This window comes from Streptomyces sp. NBC_01788, from assembly GCF_035917575.1.
Classification (GTDB): domain Bacteria; phylum Actinomycetota; class Actinomycetes; order Streptomycetales; family Streptomycetaceae; genus Streptomyces.
Genome location: NZ_CP109090.1, coordinates 6,633,528 through 6,649,106, shown reverse-complemented (window position 1 = coordinate 6,649,106; position 15,579 = coordinate 6,633,528). Strand labels below are relative to the sequence as shown.

Here is a 15,579-nt window from a genome sequence, read left to right as displayed (position 1 = left end):
AAGTCTTCCGTCTGACCTGCACCGATCCCTGGCCTTGCCGCATTGTTCGTTGACGCCCCGTGGAGGATTCGGATGGACCCAGCACGCGCATTTCCCGGAGCCCCCGCGCGCCGTGACGTTCTCAGGCTGTTCGGGGCAGGCGCCGGCGTGATGGCCGCCGGCGGACTGCTGACGGCCTGCTCGGGCAGCTCTTCCGGCGGGACGTCCGCCGACGGGCTGTTGAAGATCGACGACCAGCTCGGCTGGCTGAAACTCACCCAGTTCGGCGGGTTCTACGCCGCGGAGGCGAAGGGGTACTACAAGGCGGAGAAGATCAGTACGTCGTTCACCGCCGGCGGCCCCAACATCCTGGCCTGGCAGCAGGTGGCCTCCGGCAGGTCCTTCACCGGAGACGACGACAACACCAATGTGCTCGTGGCCATCGCCAAGGGCCAGCCCCTCGTGATCTACGGCGCGATCTTCCAGACCTCGCCCTTCTCGATCATCAGCAAGGCGGACGACCCGATCAAGTCGATCGAGGACTTCGCCGGCCGAACGATCGCGGTCACCGAGGCGTCACGGCAGCAGTTCGAGTCGCTGGTGAAGAAGGCCGGCGTCAAGGACGTCCGGTTCATACCCGCCGGGACCGACCCGACCCAGCTCACCACCGGGCAGGCGTCCGGCTACTCCGGCTACGCCACCTCCCAGGCGGTGGCGCTCAAGCGGCAGGGCGTCGACGTCCATGTGCTGTACCTGGAGGACCTCGGCGTCCCCAGCTACGGAAACGTGCTGATCACGACCCGGGACCACCTGGAGAAGCAGCACGACGAGCTGGTGCGGTTCCTCCGCGCGACGATCAAGGGCTACGAATACATGAACGCCCACCCCGACGAGATCGGGCGGCTCGTGGCGACCAAGTGGAACACCAGCGGCCTCAAGCCGGAGGAGGAGGCCGCCACCGCCAGGTTCCAGAAGACCCTCATCACCTCGCCCAAGGGTGTGCTCCAGGTCGATCCGGCCAAGATGCAGAAGATCATCGACCAACTGGCCGACGTCGGCACGATCGGCAAGAAGCTGAAGGCCGCGGACGTGGTGGACACCTCCGTCCTCGAAGCCGCCTACGGCGGGCGTACCTCCCTGCTGGCCTGAGCCCGACCCCGTCCGGCCGTACCCGGCTCGCCCGGCCCGGCCCGCGGCGTCCTGGCGGGCCGGCCGGTACCCGACAACCAATCGAAGCGGAGTGAAACACCCGTGATCATCGACGCGTACAACAACGTGTGGCAGGCCGGGGGGACTTCGGACTACCTCACGGCCGAGTCCTACACCCCCGAGAACATGATCGCGTCGATGGACGCGGCGGGCGTCGACATGGCCGTGGGGTGCTCCCTCGGCCAGATGATCGACAACGACTTCATCGCCAGGACGGTCGCCCGGCACCCGGACCGGATCGTCGGCTTCGGCCAGGTGGACCCCCGGCGGCCGGACGCGGTCGAAACCGTCCTGAAGTGCGGGCAGGAGCACGGGCTCAAGGGGCTCAAGCTCCACCCCACCATGCACGGCTACCACTTCGCCGACCACGGACTGCTCGACCCGATATTCGCGGCCGCCCGCGAGGCCGGACTGATGATCCTGGTGAACGCGCTGGACGACCCGTTCTGCGCGCCGCTGTCCATCGAGGAGATCTCCAAGGGCTTCCCCGAAGTGCCCCTGATGATCGCTCACATGGGCACGATCTGGAACGTCAACGAGGCGATCCTGGTCGCCGAACGCAATGAGCACATCTATCTGGAGACGTCCGGCACCCAGCTCATCGAGGTGCAGATGGCCTACGGGCGGCTCGGGGCCTCCCGTCTGGTGATGGGCACCGACTGGCCGGGCAGCCACTTCGACCTGGAACGGGCCAAGATCGCCCGGGCCGTCCCGGACGAGGCCGACCGCGCCCTGGTCGAGGGCGCCAACCTCGCCCGCCTTCTGGGCCTGGACGGCGGCCCCGGCGCGGCCGGCGCCGGTATCGCCGCGGACGACGGAGTACGGGCGTGAGGGCCGCGGGCCGGGACACCGGTCCGACCCTCGCAGCCGCGAAAACAGCGGCAGGGGCGGCGGAAGGCGGCAGCGGCGCGGTGGTACGCGCCGAGGGCATCGGCAAGCGGTTCGACGTCGGGGGCTCGCCCTTCACCGCGCTGGAAGGCATCGACCTGACCATCCGCGAGGGCGGCTTCTCCACGCTCATCGGCCCGTCGGGATGCGGCAAGTCGACCCTGCTGCGGATCCTCGCCGACGTCGTCCAGCCGACCACCGGCACCGTCGAGGTGTTCGGCCGGACCCCCACGCAGGCCCGTAGGGCGGCGGAGTTCGGCTTCGTCTTCCAGGACCCGGTGCTGCTCCCCTGGCGCAGCGCGCTGGCCAACGTCGAACTGCCGTTGCAGGTCGCCGGAGTGCCGAAGGACGAACGCCGCGCGCAGGCCCGCGACCTGCTGCGCCTGGTCGGCCTGGAAGGCTTCGAGAAGGCGCTGCCGGCGAAGCTGTCCGGCGGTATGGCCCGGCGGGTGGCCATCGCCCGCGCGTTGATCCTGCGTCCGCGACTGCTCTTCCTCGACGAGCCGTTCAACGGTCTGGACGAGATCCGGCGCCGGCAGATGAACGACGAGCTGCAGCGGATCTGGCTGGAGACCGGCACGACCGCGATCCTGGTCACGCACAACGTGTCCGAGGCCGTCTTCCTCTCCGACCAGGTGTTCGTCCTGGGCCGCGGACCGGGCCGGATCATCGCCGAACTGGAGATCGACCTGCCGCGCCCGCGCACGGCGGAGACGATGCTGCTCCCGGAGTTCGCGGCGTACGAGCAGCGGCTCACCGACCTGCTGACCGAGGTGTACCGGGAGATCGAACCGTGAGCCGGAACGCAGCGGCCTCGGGCACCCTCGGGCGGCAGCCGCTGAACCGCCGCACCTCGGCCCTGATCGCCGCCGCCGTCTACTGCGCGCTCCTCGCCGCCTGGGAGCTCTACGGCCGGGCCCAGTACCGCCCCGGCGGGGTGCTGCCGCCCCCGTCACGGATCCTCGGTGTGCTGTGGGACGGCCGGACCGCCTACTGGAGCAACACGCTGACCACCGTCGGTGAGGCCGCGGCCGGATTCATCGGCGGAGTGGCTCTCGCCGTGGTGCTGGCCCTGGTCATGGACCGGTTGCCGCTGATCGGGGACGGTGTGTACCGCCTCTCCCTGATGATCTACAGCATCCCGGTGGTGGCGCTCGCGCCCGCGCTCGTCGCCTGGCTCGGCCTCGGCTTCACCTCCAAGGCCGCGGTGGCGCTGCTGGCCGCGTTCTTCCCGGTACTGGTCAACCTCACGGGCGCGCTGCGCTCGACCGACCGCCGGGTGCGGGAGCTCGGCGAGGTGCTGAACACGGGCTGGGCGGGCTCGCTGCGCTTCCTGCGGCTGCCGTACGCGCTCCCGGCCTTCGCCGCCTCCCTGAAGATCGCCGCTCCGGCGGCGTTCATCGCGGCGATGATCGCCGAGTGGGTGGGCGCCGACCAGGGTCTCGGACTGGCCCTGCTGTACGCGATGTTCGGCTATCAGATGCCCCAACTGTGGGCGGCCCTGGTGCTGTCCAGCGCCATCACAGGCCTGCTGGCGGCGGCGTTCGGATGGGTGGCCCGGATCGCCACCCCGTGGCATGCGTCGGTCGACGCGGGAAGCGAGCGCCGCTGATGAGGATGCAGACACCGTTCCAGCCGGGCAGCGCCCCCTCCCCCGGTGAAGCCGCCGGCTCTGCGGGCGACGTCAGGGCGGGCGGCCGGGCGGATGCCGTGGGTACGGGGAGGCGCCGGGGATGGTCCCTGCCCGGATGGCGCGGCCCGGTCACCTCCGCCGCGGTGCTGGCGGCGGCGCTCGCGGTGTGGGAGACCGGGGTGCGGGTGACCGGTACGCCGTCGTACGCCCTGCCCGCGCCCAGTGAGATCGTCACCGCCGCCGACTGGGGCGCGGTGCTGGAGGCCGTGAAGTCCACCGTGCTCGCGGTCCTGGGCGGCTTCGCCGCGGGCAACGCGGCCGGTTTCGCGCTGGCGCTGCTCATCTCGGCGTCGCCGGTCCTCGCCTCCGTGCTGTACCCGCTCGCGCTCACCCTGCGGGCGATCCCGGTGGTGGCACTGGCGCCGTTCATCACCCTGGCGTTCGGCCGGGGCGCGACGCTCACCGTCGTGGTGGCCGCGCTCATCGTGTTCTTCCCCACCCTGATCAATGTGCTCCTCGGGCTGCGTTCGGTCGAGCGGGAGGCGCTGGAGCTGATGCATGTGCTCAACTGCCGCCCGGTCACCGTCTACCGCCGGGTGAGACTGCCCGCGGCCATGCCGAGCTTCTTCGACGCGATGCGGATCGCGGCCCCTTCGGCCGTGCTCGGCGTGATGACCGCCGAGTGGATCATCGGCGGCCAGGGACTCGGCAAGCTCGTGATCACCGCGGCGCTGTCCCTGGAGACAGCGACCATGTGGGCGGCGATCCTCGCCTCGTCGGTCGTCGCCGGGCTGCTGTTCTCCCTGGTCACGCTGGCCGAGCGGCTGCTGCTGCCCTGGGCGGAGCGGCGATGACTCCCTTCCTTCCTCCCGCCGGCCCACTGCTGCTGCGCTGCCGGACCCTGGTGACCCACGCGCGGGCCGTCCCGCTCCGGGATGCCGGTGTCCTCGTCGAGAACGGCACGGTGGTGGCCGTAGCCCCGTTCGCCGAACTGGCCGACGCCGCACCCGCCGACCGCACGACCGGGCTCGACGGCGTGGTGCTCCCGGCCTTCACCGACGCGCACTCGCACCTGCGTGCCCTGCCGCTCGGCGAACAGGGCGTGGCCGACACCGACCTGGAGACCTGGGTCGTACGGCTCACCGGAACCACCGCGCTCGACCCGTACGACGACACGTTGGCGGCGGCCGTGGCTCTGGTGGCCACCGGCGTGACGACCGTGCAGGCGATCCACCACACCTTCGCCGAGGCGGACGCCTACGCGGCCGGGGTGCGCGCGGTCGCCTCCGCGCTGACCGAGGCCGGGCTGCGGGCCGAACTCGCGGTCGGGATCACCGACCGGGCCGAGTTCCTGCCCGAGCCGCTGCCGGCGGCGTGGCCCGGACCGGCGCGGGAACCGCGGTCACTGGCCGCGCCCGCACGGGGCCTCCCTCCGGGGGACCTTCCGGCCCTGGCGGCCTCGCTGGCCCCCTCGTGCCCCGGAGTGCGCGTCGGGGTGGCACCGGTGGCGCCGCAGTGGTGCTCCGACGAGGCGCTGGACGCGCTGCTTCGGTGCGCCGGCGGCGGAATGCGGCTCCACACCCACCTGTTGGAGAGCCGCCACCAGCGCACCTGGCTCGATGACGGCGACGGCGGCGATCCGGTGAGCAGGCTCGACCGTCACGGGCTGCTGGGTCCGGGGCTCTCCGCCGCGCACGGTGTCTGGCTGACCGGCCCCGAGATCGCGCTGCTGGCGCGGCGCGGTGCCGCGCTCGTGCACTGCCCGGTCTCGAACGCGCGGCTCGGCTCCGGCGACGCCCCGGTGCGGTCCTGGCTGGACGCCGGGGTGAACGTGGCGCTGGGGATGGACAGCCAGCACACGGCGGCACCGGACATGTTCGCGGAGATGCGTGCCGCGCTGGCCGCCGCCGAGCGCACGGGCGGCCCGCTGACCCCGCACGAGGTGCTGGCCATGGCCACCGAGGGAGGGGCCGCCGCGACCGGGCACGGCGGGCGGCTCGGCCGGATCGCCCCCGGCTTCCGCGCCGACCTGATCTGCGTCGCGACCGGAGACACGGGCGCGAAGGCCGACCCGGGCCTCGTGGAGCGGATCGTGTGCGGCGCGGAAACGACCGACGTCACCGACGTGTTCCGCTCCGGCCGCCCGCTGGTGGCGGCAGGAGAGGTGCACGGACGCCCCGCCGCCGACGCCGCGCTGGCCCGGCTGCGGGCGGTCCTGCAGTCGGACCGGGAGGCGCGGACGCGCCGGCTGGACGCCCTGACCGCGTACGAGGAGCCGCTGCGCGGCCTGCTCGCGAGGACGGAGCCATGATCCGCGTGCTGCCCGCGCCGGCGGAACCCGTCCTGCGCACCCGCGACCAGCTCGGCGAAGGGCCCGCCTGGGACAGCGCCAGGGGAGAGCTGCTCTGGGTCGACATCCTGCGTGGCCGGCTCTACCGGTACGCGCCCGCGACCGGCGAGGTCTCGCACCGGAAGTTCGGGCACGCCGTGAGCGCCGTGCTGCCCAGAGCCGGGGGTGGCCTGGCCGTGGCCGCACGCCACGGCGTGCTGCTGCTCGACGCCCACGGCGAGGTCGAGCGGACGATCACCGTGCCGGGCGAGCCCGGGAGCAACCGTCTGGGCGACGCCGGGGTGGACCCGGCGGGCCGCCTGTGGTTCGGCACCCTCGACGCGGAAATGCTCCCCGGGCGCGGCGCCCTCCACCGGCTGGCGCCGGGCTCCCCGGCTCCGGAGCGGGTTCTGCACCGCACCAGCGTGGCCAACGGGCTCGGCTGGTCACCGGACGGCAGCCGGATGTACTTCGTGGACAGCGCGACCCGGCGCATCGACGTACTCGACTTCGACCCGGCCACGGGCGAGGCCCGCGACCGCCGCCCCTGGGTGAGCGTCGAGGACGAGGCCGGGGTGCCGGACGGGCTCGCCGTGGACGCCGAGGGCGGGGTGTGGGTGGCGCTCTGGCGGGGCGGCCAGATCCGCAGGTACGACGCCGGCGCGCGCCATGACGCGACACTGCCGCTGCCGGTACGCCAGGTGACCAGTTGCGCGTTCGGCGGTCCCGGGCTCGACCGGCTGTACGTCACCACCGGCCGGGTCGAGATGGAGGGCCGGTGGCTGGCCGCCGAACCCGACGCGGGAGCGGTGTTCGCGGCGGATGTCGGCGTGTGCGGGCTTCCGGTCCCGCCGTACCCGGGCTGAAGCGGACCCCGGCGGTCCGCCGGAGGACACCGGCACGAGCCGGCCGCGCCGATCCGTCAGAGCACAGCACGAGACAGCACGGAAGGAGAACGCGATGACCATCGCACAGGGATTCGAACCCGTGGGCGCCGGGGCGGAGCAGGGCGCGGGCATGGGCGGCGGCATCGTGCCCGGCGCCTTCCCCGGCGCCGAGTCGATGCGCCCCACACTGCTCGGTGAACGCTGGGCGGTCGTCGGGGGTCATCCCCTGGTCAGCCAGGTCGCGGCGGAGGTGCTCAGCCGTGGCGGCAACGCGGTGGACGCCGGCGTCGCAGCCGGGCTGGCCTCCAATGTGGTCCAGGTCGACATGGCGAACTTCGGCGGTATCGCCCCCATCCTGATCCGCCCGGCGGGCTCGGACACGGTGCACAGCGTCGCGGGGGTCGGGGTGTGGGGCCGGGAGGCGACGCTTGACGCCATGCTCGCCCGGCACGGCGGGGCGCTTCCGCTGGGCGGGGCCCCGTCGATCGTGCCCGGTGCCCCCTCCGGCTGGATCACGGCGCTGCGCGACTTCGGCACGATCGGCTTCGCCGAGGCCGCCGCTCCCGCCATCGCGCTGGCCGAAGAGGGCTTCCCCGTCGATGTGCGCACCGCGAGCAGCCTGGCCGTGATGGGCCGGGGATTCGCGGCCTGGGAGTCCAGCCGGGAGGTGTACTGCCCGCTCGGGCGGACCCCCCGGCCGGGCGAACGGCTGGTCCAGCGGGACCTCGCCGCGCTGCTGCGTTCGCTGGCCGACGCCGAGGGGGCGGCGCTGCGGGCCGGGGCGGACCGGCGCGGCGGGCTGACGGCCGCGCACGACGCGTTCTACCGGGGCGAACCGGCCGTCCGGATCGCCGAGTTCGTACGGGCGGCCGGCGGGTTCCTGGAGACGGAGGACCTCGCCGGCTTCTCCGCGGAAGTCGCCGTCGCGCCGTCCGTGCGTTTCGGGGACCGCACCGTGCACGTCACCCCGTCCTGGAGCCAGGGCCTGATCGTCGCCCAGGCGCTCGGCATTCTGGACCGCTGCGGCCTCCCGGCCGTCGGGCACAACGGCGAGGAGTACCTGCACCTGGTCACCGAGGCCCTCAAGCTCGCCTTCTCCGAACGTGAGCGGGCCTTCGGGGACCCCCGGCACACCCCGGTGGACCCGCGGGCACTGCTCGCCCCCGGCCATCTGGACGCCCTGCGGGCCAGGATCGGACACCGGGCGCTCCCCAACCTGCCGACGCTGGCCGACGGCAGGCCGCGACTCGGCAGCACCACGGCGGTCGTGGTCATGGACGGCGAGGGCACCGCGTTCGCCACGTCCCCCAGCGACACGCTCGACGGCGCCCCGGTCATTCCCGGCCTCGGCATCCTGTGCTCCCCGCGCGGCGTGCAGAGCCGCCTGGTCGCGGGTCATCCGAATGTGATCGCCCCGGGCAAGCGCCCCTGTGTGACGCCGGCCGCGCTGATCGCCCTGCGGGACACGGGCGGGGAACCGGCGGTCACCGCGATGGGCTGTCCGGGCGGCGACGTCATCGTGCAGGCGATGCTCCAGGCGTATCTGAACCAGACGGTCTTCGGGATGACCGCCCAGCAGGCCGTCGAGGCGCCACGGGTCTTCGGCTCCAGCTATCCCGGCGGCTTCCACCCGCACCCGTCCGGCGACGGGCTGTTGCTGGTCGAGGACCGGATCCCGCAGGCCGTACGGGACGGCCTCACCGCCCGCGGCCACCACGTGCGGGCGTGGCCCGCGTACGAGTTCGACGCCGGATCGGTGCAGACCGTGGGCGATCTCGTGCCGCCTCCCCCGGACGGGCCCCGGGTCCTCGCGGCGGGCGCCGACCCCCGGCGCAGCGCGTACGCCATGGCCCGCTAGCCGACGACCTCCAGGAGAAGAACCTCGTGGACAACGAACCGACGACCGAACCGACGACCGACCTGTTCGTCAACGGAACCCTGATGCGCGGGCTCGCGCTGCACGTCAACCTCGCGGGCGCCGAATTCCTCGGTGAGGCCCGCACCGTGCCCCGGTACCGGCTGCACTCCATCGGCGATGTGCATCCCGGTATGTACCGGCTGTCCCCGGAGGAGGACGGCGAGCATGGCGTCTCGGTGGCCGGCGAGGTCTACCGGGTCCCGGCCGATGTGCTGCGCCGCGTGGAGGCCGGGGAGCCCCCGGGCCTCCACCGGGGACCGGTCGAACTGACGGACGGCCGCACCCTGGACGGCATCCTCTATCCGCGGGAACTGGCCGAGGGACGCCACCTCGACATCTCCCCGTACGGGGACTGGCGGGCCTACACCGCCGCCCGTCCCCGGCCGGCCCACGCGGGCACGGCCGGGACCTGGGCCTGGCATCACAGCGGTGTGGTCGTGCCGGACCTGGGCGCGGCGGTCGACTTCCACCGGCGTGTGCTGGGCTTCGAAGTGGCCTTCGAGGCCCTCGGCATGACGGATCTGATCAGCGGTCTGCTCGGCATCCCGGGGCTCGGGTGCGACCTGGTCCAGTGCGTGTCCCCGGTGAGCGGGGTGCGGCTGGAGCTGCTGTCCTTCCGGGATGTGCCCGCGGGTACCGACCCCCGGCTGCCGGTCTGGCCGGGCATCGCCCACACGGCCCACTTGGTGGACGACCTCGACGCCGCGCTCGACGGGCTCATCAGGGCGGGCGGAGAGCTGATCGGGCAGGTCACCGAGTTCGCCGAGGGCCGGGCCGCCTACTGCTGGACGCCCTCGCGCACCGTCGTCGAACTGGAGGAGCAGCCGTGCCACTAGTGCCGACGAGTCCGACGATCCCGACCAGGAACGAGGAGTGAAGATCATGGACGGACCCACTCTTGTGGCCCGCTATACCGAGATGGTGCGCATGCGCCGCTTCGAGGAGGCGTGCCTGGAAGGCGTGCCCACCCGGGAGATCCACGGCGAACTCCACACCGGGATCGGGCAGGAGGCCGTGGCGGCGGGGCTCATCGGCACGCTGCGGGACGACGACGCGCTGGTCAGCACGCACCGCAGCCATCTGCACGCGCTGGCCAAGGGAGTTCCGGCGCGGCCGATGCTGGCGGAGATCTACGAGCGGGCGACCGGGCTGTGCGGAGGCCACGGCGGCCATATGCACCTGTTCGACCTGGAGCGCCGCTTCTCCACCACGGGCATCGTCGGTGCGACGCTGCCGGTCGCGCTCGGACACGCCTGGGCCGCGCAGATGGAGGGGCGGGACTCGGTGGCGGTCGGCGTGACCGGCGACGGCGGCGCCAACACCGGTGGTTTCCACGAGAGCCTCAACATGGCCGGAGCCTGGAACCTGCCGCTGGTGGTGCTCATCGAGAACAACGAGTGGGCGATCTCAGTGCCGTTCACCGAGTCGACGTCCACCGCGACGCTGGCCGAGCGGGCCGCCGCGTACGGGGCGTGGGGAAAGCGGGTGGACGGCCTGGACGTCGAGGCCGTCGCGGAGGCCTTCGCCGAGGCGGTCGCGCACGCGCGGGCGGGGAACGGGCCCGCTGTGCTTGAGGCCACCTGCTACCGGTTCCGGGGTCACTTCGAGGGCGATCTCGACCTGTACCGGCCCGCCGGTGAGAAGGACCGGCGCCGCCAGGAACACGACCCGCTGCCCCTGACCCGGGCCCGGATCCTCGAACGCGGCGCGGCGACCGAGGCGCAACTCGACGCGGCGGAGGCGGCGGTGACCGCCGGGATCGCCGCCGACCTCGCCGCGGTGCGCGCGGACCCGATGCCCGACCCCGCCACTGCCCGTGACCACGTCTTCGCGAAAGGCCCGAGCGCATGACCACCACGACCGGGGTGCCGGCCCGAGCCGGCACCGACGTACGGAACATCAACGTCTCCCAGTGCGTCGCTGAGTCGCTGCGCCTCGAGATGGAACGCGACGACCGCGTCGTGGTGTTCGGGGAGGACGTCGGCCTGCAGGGCGGCGTCTTCGGCAGCACCCGCGGACTGCAGAAGGCGTTCGGCCGGGACCGGGTGCGGGACACCCCGATCTCCGAGATGGCGTTCACCGGCGCGGCCGTGGGCCTGGCCATGGAGGGCTACCGGCCGGTGGTCGAGATCATGTTCGTGGACTTCATCGGCGTCTGCCTCGAGCAGGTGTACAACGCGGCGGCGAAGATCCGGTACATGACCGGCGGCCGGGTGGGCATGCCCATGGTGATCAAGACCGCGGGCGGCTGCATCGGCTCGGCCGCGCAGCACTCGCAGTGCCTGTGGGGCACCTTCGCGCACCTGCCCGGCCTTCAGGTGGTCGCGCCGTCCTCGCCGTACGACAGCAAGGGCCTGATGGCCGCGGCGGTGCGCAGCGACGACCCGGTGGTGTTCATCGAGCACAAGGGCCTGCTGCTGCAGAAGGCGGGCACCTTCACGCATGGGGCGCAGGTGCCCAAGGAGTCCTACACGGTGCCGCTCGGCCAGGCCTCGGTGGTCCGCCCCGGCTCGGATCTGACGCTCGTGACCATCAGCGCCACCGTGGGCGAGAGCCTGCACGCCGCGGAGGAGTTGGCCGGCGAGGGCGTCGACGTCGAGGTGATCGACCTGCGCAGCGTCGTCCCGCTCGACCTGGACACGGTGTGCGCCTCGGTGGCACGGACCGGGCGGCTCCTGGTCGTGGACGAGGACTACCTGGGGTTCGGGCTCAGCGGCGAGGTCGTGACCGGGGTGATCGAACGGCTGGGGACGCGGGCGCTGAGCCAGGTCGCCCGGCACGGCACGCCCGACGTGCCCGTGCCCGCCGCGCTGAGTCTCGAACAGGCCGTCGTCCCGCGCCGGGCCTCGATCGCCCAGGCCGTACGGGACATGGGGCGGGCGTCGTGACCGGGCAGCCGGGGTCCGTCGTGGCCGTCGTCGGCGCGGCGGGCGCGCTGGGCCGCGCGGTGTGCGAGGCGGTCGCGCGGCGCGGCCACGCGGTGTGGGCGGTGGACACCGTCGATCCGTCCGACGCCCTGACGGACCTGCCCGGCTCCGGCCACCGGGCCGGACCGGTCGACGTGACCGATCAGGGATCGGTCGAGCGGATGCTGCGGGACGCCGCCGGCGACGGCGAGCGGCTGGACGGGCTCGTGTACGCCGCGGGAGTGAACTACACGGGCCCGGTGGCGACCACCGACTGGTCGCAGTACGACCGGCTGATGGAGGTCAACCTGCGCGGGGCGTTCCGCACCGGGCAGGCCGTGGCGCGATCGCTGGCCGCGGACCCGCACCCGTTCGGCGCGGTGTTCCTCTCCTCCACCGCCGGTCTGCGCGGCGAGGCGGGCGGGTCGGTGTACTGCGCTTCGAAGTTCGGCCTGATCGGCTTCGTCCAGTCCTTCGCGGCGGAGATCGCCTCATACGGCGGACGGGCGAACACGGTCTGCCCCGGCAACGTGGACAGCCCCATGCTGCGGCGGCTGGCCGCGCAGGTGGCGGAGCGCGAACACGCGGCCGAAACCGAGGTCCTGGCCCGGTTCGCGGACGCCTCGGCGTTCCGCCGTCTGATCGACCCGGCGGAGGTGGCCCGGACCTGTGCCTGGCTCGTATCGGCCGACAGTTCCGGGATCAGCGGCCAGACCCTTGTCGTCGACGGCCCACCCCCGGCCGGCTGATCCGCTCCCGTCCAGCCGGCCCGTGACCACCGGGCCGATCCGTCCGCCTGACACCGGCCCCCACCCCCGCGGCTCAGCGTCCCGCGCCCATCCGGCACCAGGTCGCCGACCGGCCACCGGTCCTCGGCGCCCGCCGCACCGAACCAAGGAGAACGCGATGATCTCTCCGGACGTCGTCCTCACCGACACCCGCACCCTGATCGGCATCGACAGCCAGAACCCCGGACCGCTCGAAGGCAAGTGCGCCGAGTGGGTCGGCAACCGGCTCACCGACGCGGGCGTGGCCACCGAGCGCATGCCGGTGGCGGAGGGCCGCGACAATGTCGTGGCCCGCGTGCCCGGCGAGGGGTCCGCCCCCCGGCTCGTACTGCTCAGCCACATGGACACCGTGCCCGTGGGCGAGGGCTGGACCTTCCCGCCGCTCGGCGGAGCCGTGGCCGACGGCCGCCTGTACGGGCGCGGCGCCTGCGACATGAAGGCGGGTCTGGCGCTGTCGATCAACCTCCTCGACGCGCTCACCGCGAGTGGCCGTCCGCCCGCCGGGGACGTCCTCCTGGTGGCGACCGTGGACGAGGAGGCCCCGGACATGGCCGGTGCGCACCGCCTGGTCGAGAGCGGTCTGCTGCGCCCCGACGACCAGGTGCTCGCCCTGGAGCCGACCGGGATGCGCCTGCGGATCGCCCAGATGGGTCTGCGCTGGCTGACCCTGCGCGTGCACGGCCGGATGGCGCACGCGGGCCGGGCGAACCTCGGCATCGACGCCAACCACCTGATGGCCAAGATCGTGGACCGGCTGAAGACGGTCTTCGCCGCACTGCCCTACGAGGATCCCCTGCTCGGCCGGCCGCGCTTCACCTGCGGCACCGTGCGTGGAGGGGTGGCGACGAACGTCGTCCCCCCGGTGTGCGAGGCCGGCCTGGACATCCGGATCGTCCCCCCGATGACCCCCGCGCACGCCGTGGAGCTGGTCGAGCGGGTCGCCGCGGCCGTGATCGAGGAGCACCCGGGAGCACGGTACGAGATCGATCCGCTCGGCGCCGAGCGCCCACCGGTCCGCGCTGCCGACGACTCACGGATCGTGCGGGGCATAAGAGCCGCCTACCGGGAGCACACCGGCCACCCGGTGCCGGTCGGAGGGGCCGACGGACACGAGGCGTACACCGACGCCTCCATGGTGGCGGCGCTCACCGGCAGCACCTCGTGCACCGTCTTCGGACCGGGCGCGACCGACCAGGCCCACACCGCCGACGAGTACGTCCCGCTCGCTGACCTGGACCTCGGCGCCCGGGTGCTCTGGACCCTCGTGGACAATTGGCGGAACAACCCGGGATAAGAACACCGAGAAGGGGTGCCAGGGGCATGGCCGACACAGGAGAGGAAGCACACCACCGAGCCGAGCCCCGGGAAAGCCCCGACGGCGGTCCGGGCGGCGGCCTCCCCGCCGCCGGGGGGCTGCCCACCCTGGCCCAGGTGCTGGAGTTCCCCTCGCTGCGGGAGGGACGGCCCGAGGTCGTGGCGGGTGCGGACGGACTGACCGCACCCGTGCGCTGGGTGCATGTCAGCGAGTTGCCGACGATCGCGCCGATGCTGCGCGGCGGCGAACTGATCCTCACGACCGGCATCGCGCTGCCTTCCGGCCACGCGTCCCTGGCCCGCTTCATCGACGACCTCGCCGATGTCGGGGCCGCCGGGGTGGTGGTGGGCCTCGGGCCGCGGTTCCACGACGCGCTGCCCGAGGAGATGCGGGCCGCCGCCGAGCGGCGCGGCCTGCCACTGGTCGTCCTGCTGCGTACCACCCGGTTCGTCGAGATCACCGAGGATGTGCACCGCAGGATCCTCGAGAACCGGATCGAGGAGTTGCAGGCGTCCGAACGCATCCACCAGACCTTCAACGAACTCGCCGTCGAGGGGGCCGGACCGGGGGACGTGCTGCGGCAGGCGGCCCGGATGTCCGGCCGTCCGGCCGTCCTGGAGAACCTCTCCCACCAGGTGCTCGCCTTCAACACCGCCGGACTTCCCGCACAGGAGGTGCTCAGCCAGTGGGAAGCCCGGTCCCGTAGCGTCCAGGCCACCACCCGCACCGCCTACGACCAGCACAGCGGCTGGCTGGTGAGCACCGTGGGCGCACGCGGCGAGGACTGGGGCCGGCTCGTCCTGATGTCGGTGCCGGGCGTCTCGCCCCGCCTGACGATGCTCATCGAGCGGGCTGCCTCCACGCTCGCCCTGGGCCGGCTGGTCGCCCGCGACCAGGAGACCCTGGCCCTGCACACTCACCGCACCCTGCTGTCCGGCCTGCTGTCGCCCCAGCGGACGAGCGCGGAGATCGCCCTGGAGGCGCGGGCCATCGGTGTGCCGCTCGACGGCCGCCGTCTCCTTCCGATGGTCCTGCGTACCCGCGAGACCCTGCCCGACAACGCGTTCGACCGGCAGTCCGTCCTGCGCACCACCGCCCAGGTGGCCACCGACGCGGTCCGCGAGCTCGGTCTGCTGGCGCTGGTCGGCCCGGTCGAGGAGACCGTGATCGGCGTACTGGTCTCGCTCGGGCCCCGCGAGGACCCCACGACGACGATCGAACGGCTCGCGGCCAGGGTCCACCAAGGCATCCCGCAGAATCGTTACATCATGGCCGTGGGCGACTACGTCTCCTCCGTCTCCGAGGTACGGCGCGCCCTCCTGAGCACGCTCCAGGTCGCCGACGCCGCAACCCGGCTGCCGGACCGGCGGCTGTACTACCGCCTCCCGGATCTGCGACTGCGCGGCCTCCTCCAGCTCCTGCGCGACGACGCGCGACTGCAGACCTTCGCGGAACGCGAACTGCGGCCACTGCTGGTGTACGACGAGAAGAACGGCACGTCGCTGGTGCCGCTGCTGCATGCCTACCTGGAATCCGGCCGGAACAAGACCGCCGCGGCCGAGGCGGCCCATGTCTCACGCGCCTGGATGTACGAGAGCCTCACCCGCATCGGCCGCATCCTCGACGTCGACCTGGACTCCGAGGACGTCTGTGTCTCGCTGGAGGTGGCACTGATGGCCCTGGACGCCATCCGCGACTGAACCCGCGCCGGACGCACCGCGCCGGCA

14 protein-coding genes are annotated in these 15,579 nt (G+C 73.0%); all 14 read left to right on the top strand.

The window, feature by feature from the left end; all coding sequences use genetic code 11:
* Window positions 1–72: 72 nt before the first annotated feature.
* The 14 genes from OIE49_RS30260 to OIE49_RS30195 all read left to right on the top strand — a co-directional run bounded on the left by OIE49_RS30260 (window position 73) and on the right by OIE49_RS30195 (window position 15,552).
* Window positions 73–1,128 (top strand): ABC transporter substrate-binding protein, encoded by a 1,056-nt coding sequence (locus OIE49_RS30260; protein ID WP_326805060.1) that lies wholly within the window; start codon window positions 73–75, stop codon window positions 1,126–1,128.
* Window positions 1,129–1,230: 102 nt separating this feature from the next.
* Window positions 1,231–2,019 (top strand): amidohydrolase family protein, encoded by a 789-nt coding sequence (locus OIE49_RS30255; protein ID WP_326805059.1) that lies wholly within the window; start codon window positions 1,231–1,233, stop codon window positions 2,017–2,019.
* Entirely contained in the window at window positions 2,016–2,873 is an 858-nt protein-coding gene (locus OIE49_RS30250) for an ABC transporter ATP-binding protein (RefSeq protein WP_326805058.1), read from the top strand. The genes OIE49_RS30255 and OIE49_RS30250 overlap by 4 nt, the downstream gene beginning before the upstream one ends.
* Window positions 2,870–3,688, top strand: coding sequence for an ABC transporter permease (locus OIE49_RS30245; protein ID WP_326805057.1), 819 nt, complete (start codon window positions 2,870–2,872; stop codon window positions 3,686–3,688). The genes OIE49_RS30250 and OIE49_RS30245 overlap by 4 nt, the downstream gene beginning before the upstream one ends.
* Complete coding sequence (locus tag OIE49_RS30240; protein ID WP_326805056.1) at window positions 3,688–4,563, top strand: ABC transporter permease; 876 nt, start codon at window positions 3,688–3,690, stop codon at window positions 4,561–4,563. Before OIE49_RS30245 ends, OIE49_RS30240 begins: the two co-directional genes overlap by 1 nt.
* Complete coding sequence (locus tag OIE49_RS30235; protein WP_326805055.1) at window positions 4,560–6,020, top strand: amidohydrolase family protein; 1,461 nt, start codon at window positions 4,560–4,562, stop codon at window positions 6,018–6,020. The genes OIE49_RS30240 and OIE49_RS30235 overlap by 4 nt, the downstream gene beginning before the upstream one ends.
* Window positions 6,017–6,904 (top strand): SMP-30/gluconolactonase/LRE family protein, encoded by an 888-nt coding sequence (locus OIE49_RS30230; RefSeq protein ID WP_326805054.1) that lies wholly within the window; start codon window positions 6,017–6,019, stop codon window positions 6,902–6,904. The genes OIE49_RS30235 and OIE49_RS30230 overlap by 4 nt, the downstream gene beginning before the upstream one ends.
* 94 nt (window positions 6,905–6,998) lie before the next feature.
* Window positions 6,999–8,783 carry a gamma-glutamyltransferase family protein gene (locus tag OIE49_RS30225; RefSeq protein ID WP_326805053.1) on the top strand — a complete coding sequence of 595 codons (1,785 nt, stop codon included), beginning with the start codon at window positions 6,999–7,001 and terminating at the stop codon, window positions 8,781–8,783.
* Window positions 8,784–8,809: 26 nt separating this feature from the next.
* Window positions 8,810–9,679, top strand: coding sequence for an allophanate hydrolase-related protein (locus tag OIE49_RS30220; protein WP_326805052.1), 870 nt, complete (start codon window positions 8,810–8,812; stop codon window positions 9,677–9,679).
* A gap of 46 nt (window positions 9,680–9,725) precedes the next feature.
* Window positions 9,726–10,694, top strand: coding sequence for a thiamine pyrophosphate-dependent dehydrogenase E1 component subunit alpha (locus OIE49_RS30215; RefSeq protein WP_326805051.1), 969 nt, complete (start codon window positions 9,726–9,728; stop codon window positions 10,692–10,694).
* A complete protein-coding gene (locus tag OIE49_RS30210) occupies window positions 10,691–11,731 on the top strand; it encodes an alpha-ketoacid dehydrogenase subunit beta (protein ID WP_326805050.1) in 1,041 nt (346 codons plus the stop codon). The genes OIE49_RS30215 and OIE49_RS30210 overlap by 4 nt, the downstream gene beginning before the upstream one ends.
* Window positions 11,728–12,498 (top strand): SDR family NAD(P)-dependent oxidoreductase, encoded by a 771-nt coding sequence (locus OIE49_RS30205; protein WP_326805049.1) that lies wholly within the window; start codon window positions 11,728–11,730, stop codon window positions 12,496–12,498. Before OIE49_RS30210 ends, OIE49_RS30205 begins: the two co-directional genes overlap by 4 nt.
* Before the next feature lie 157 nt (window positions 12,499–12,655).
* Window positions 12,656–13,831, top strand: a complete 1,176-nt coding sequence (locus tag OIE49_RS30200; protein WP_326805048.1) for a M20 family metallopeptidase — start codon at window positions 12,656–12,658, stop codon at window positions 13,829–13,831.
* A 26-nt stretch (window positions 13,832–13,857) separates the two neighbouring features.
* Window positions 13,858–15,552 carry a PucR family transcriptional regulator gene (locus OIE49_RS30195; protein WP_326805047.1) on the top strand — a complete coding sequence of 565 codons (1,695 nt, stop codon included), beginning with the start codon at window positions 13,858–13,860 and terminating at the stop codon, window positions 15,550–15,552.
* Window positions 15,553–15,579 lie beyond the last annotated feature (27 nt).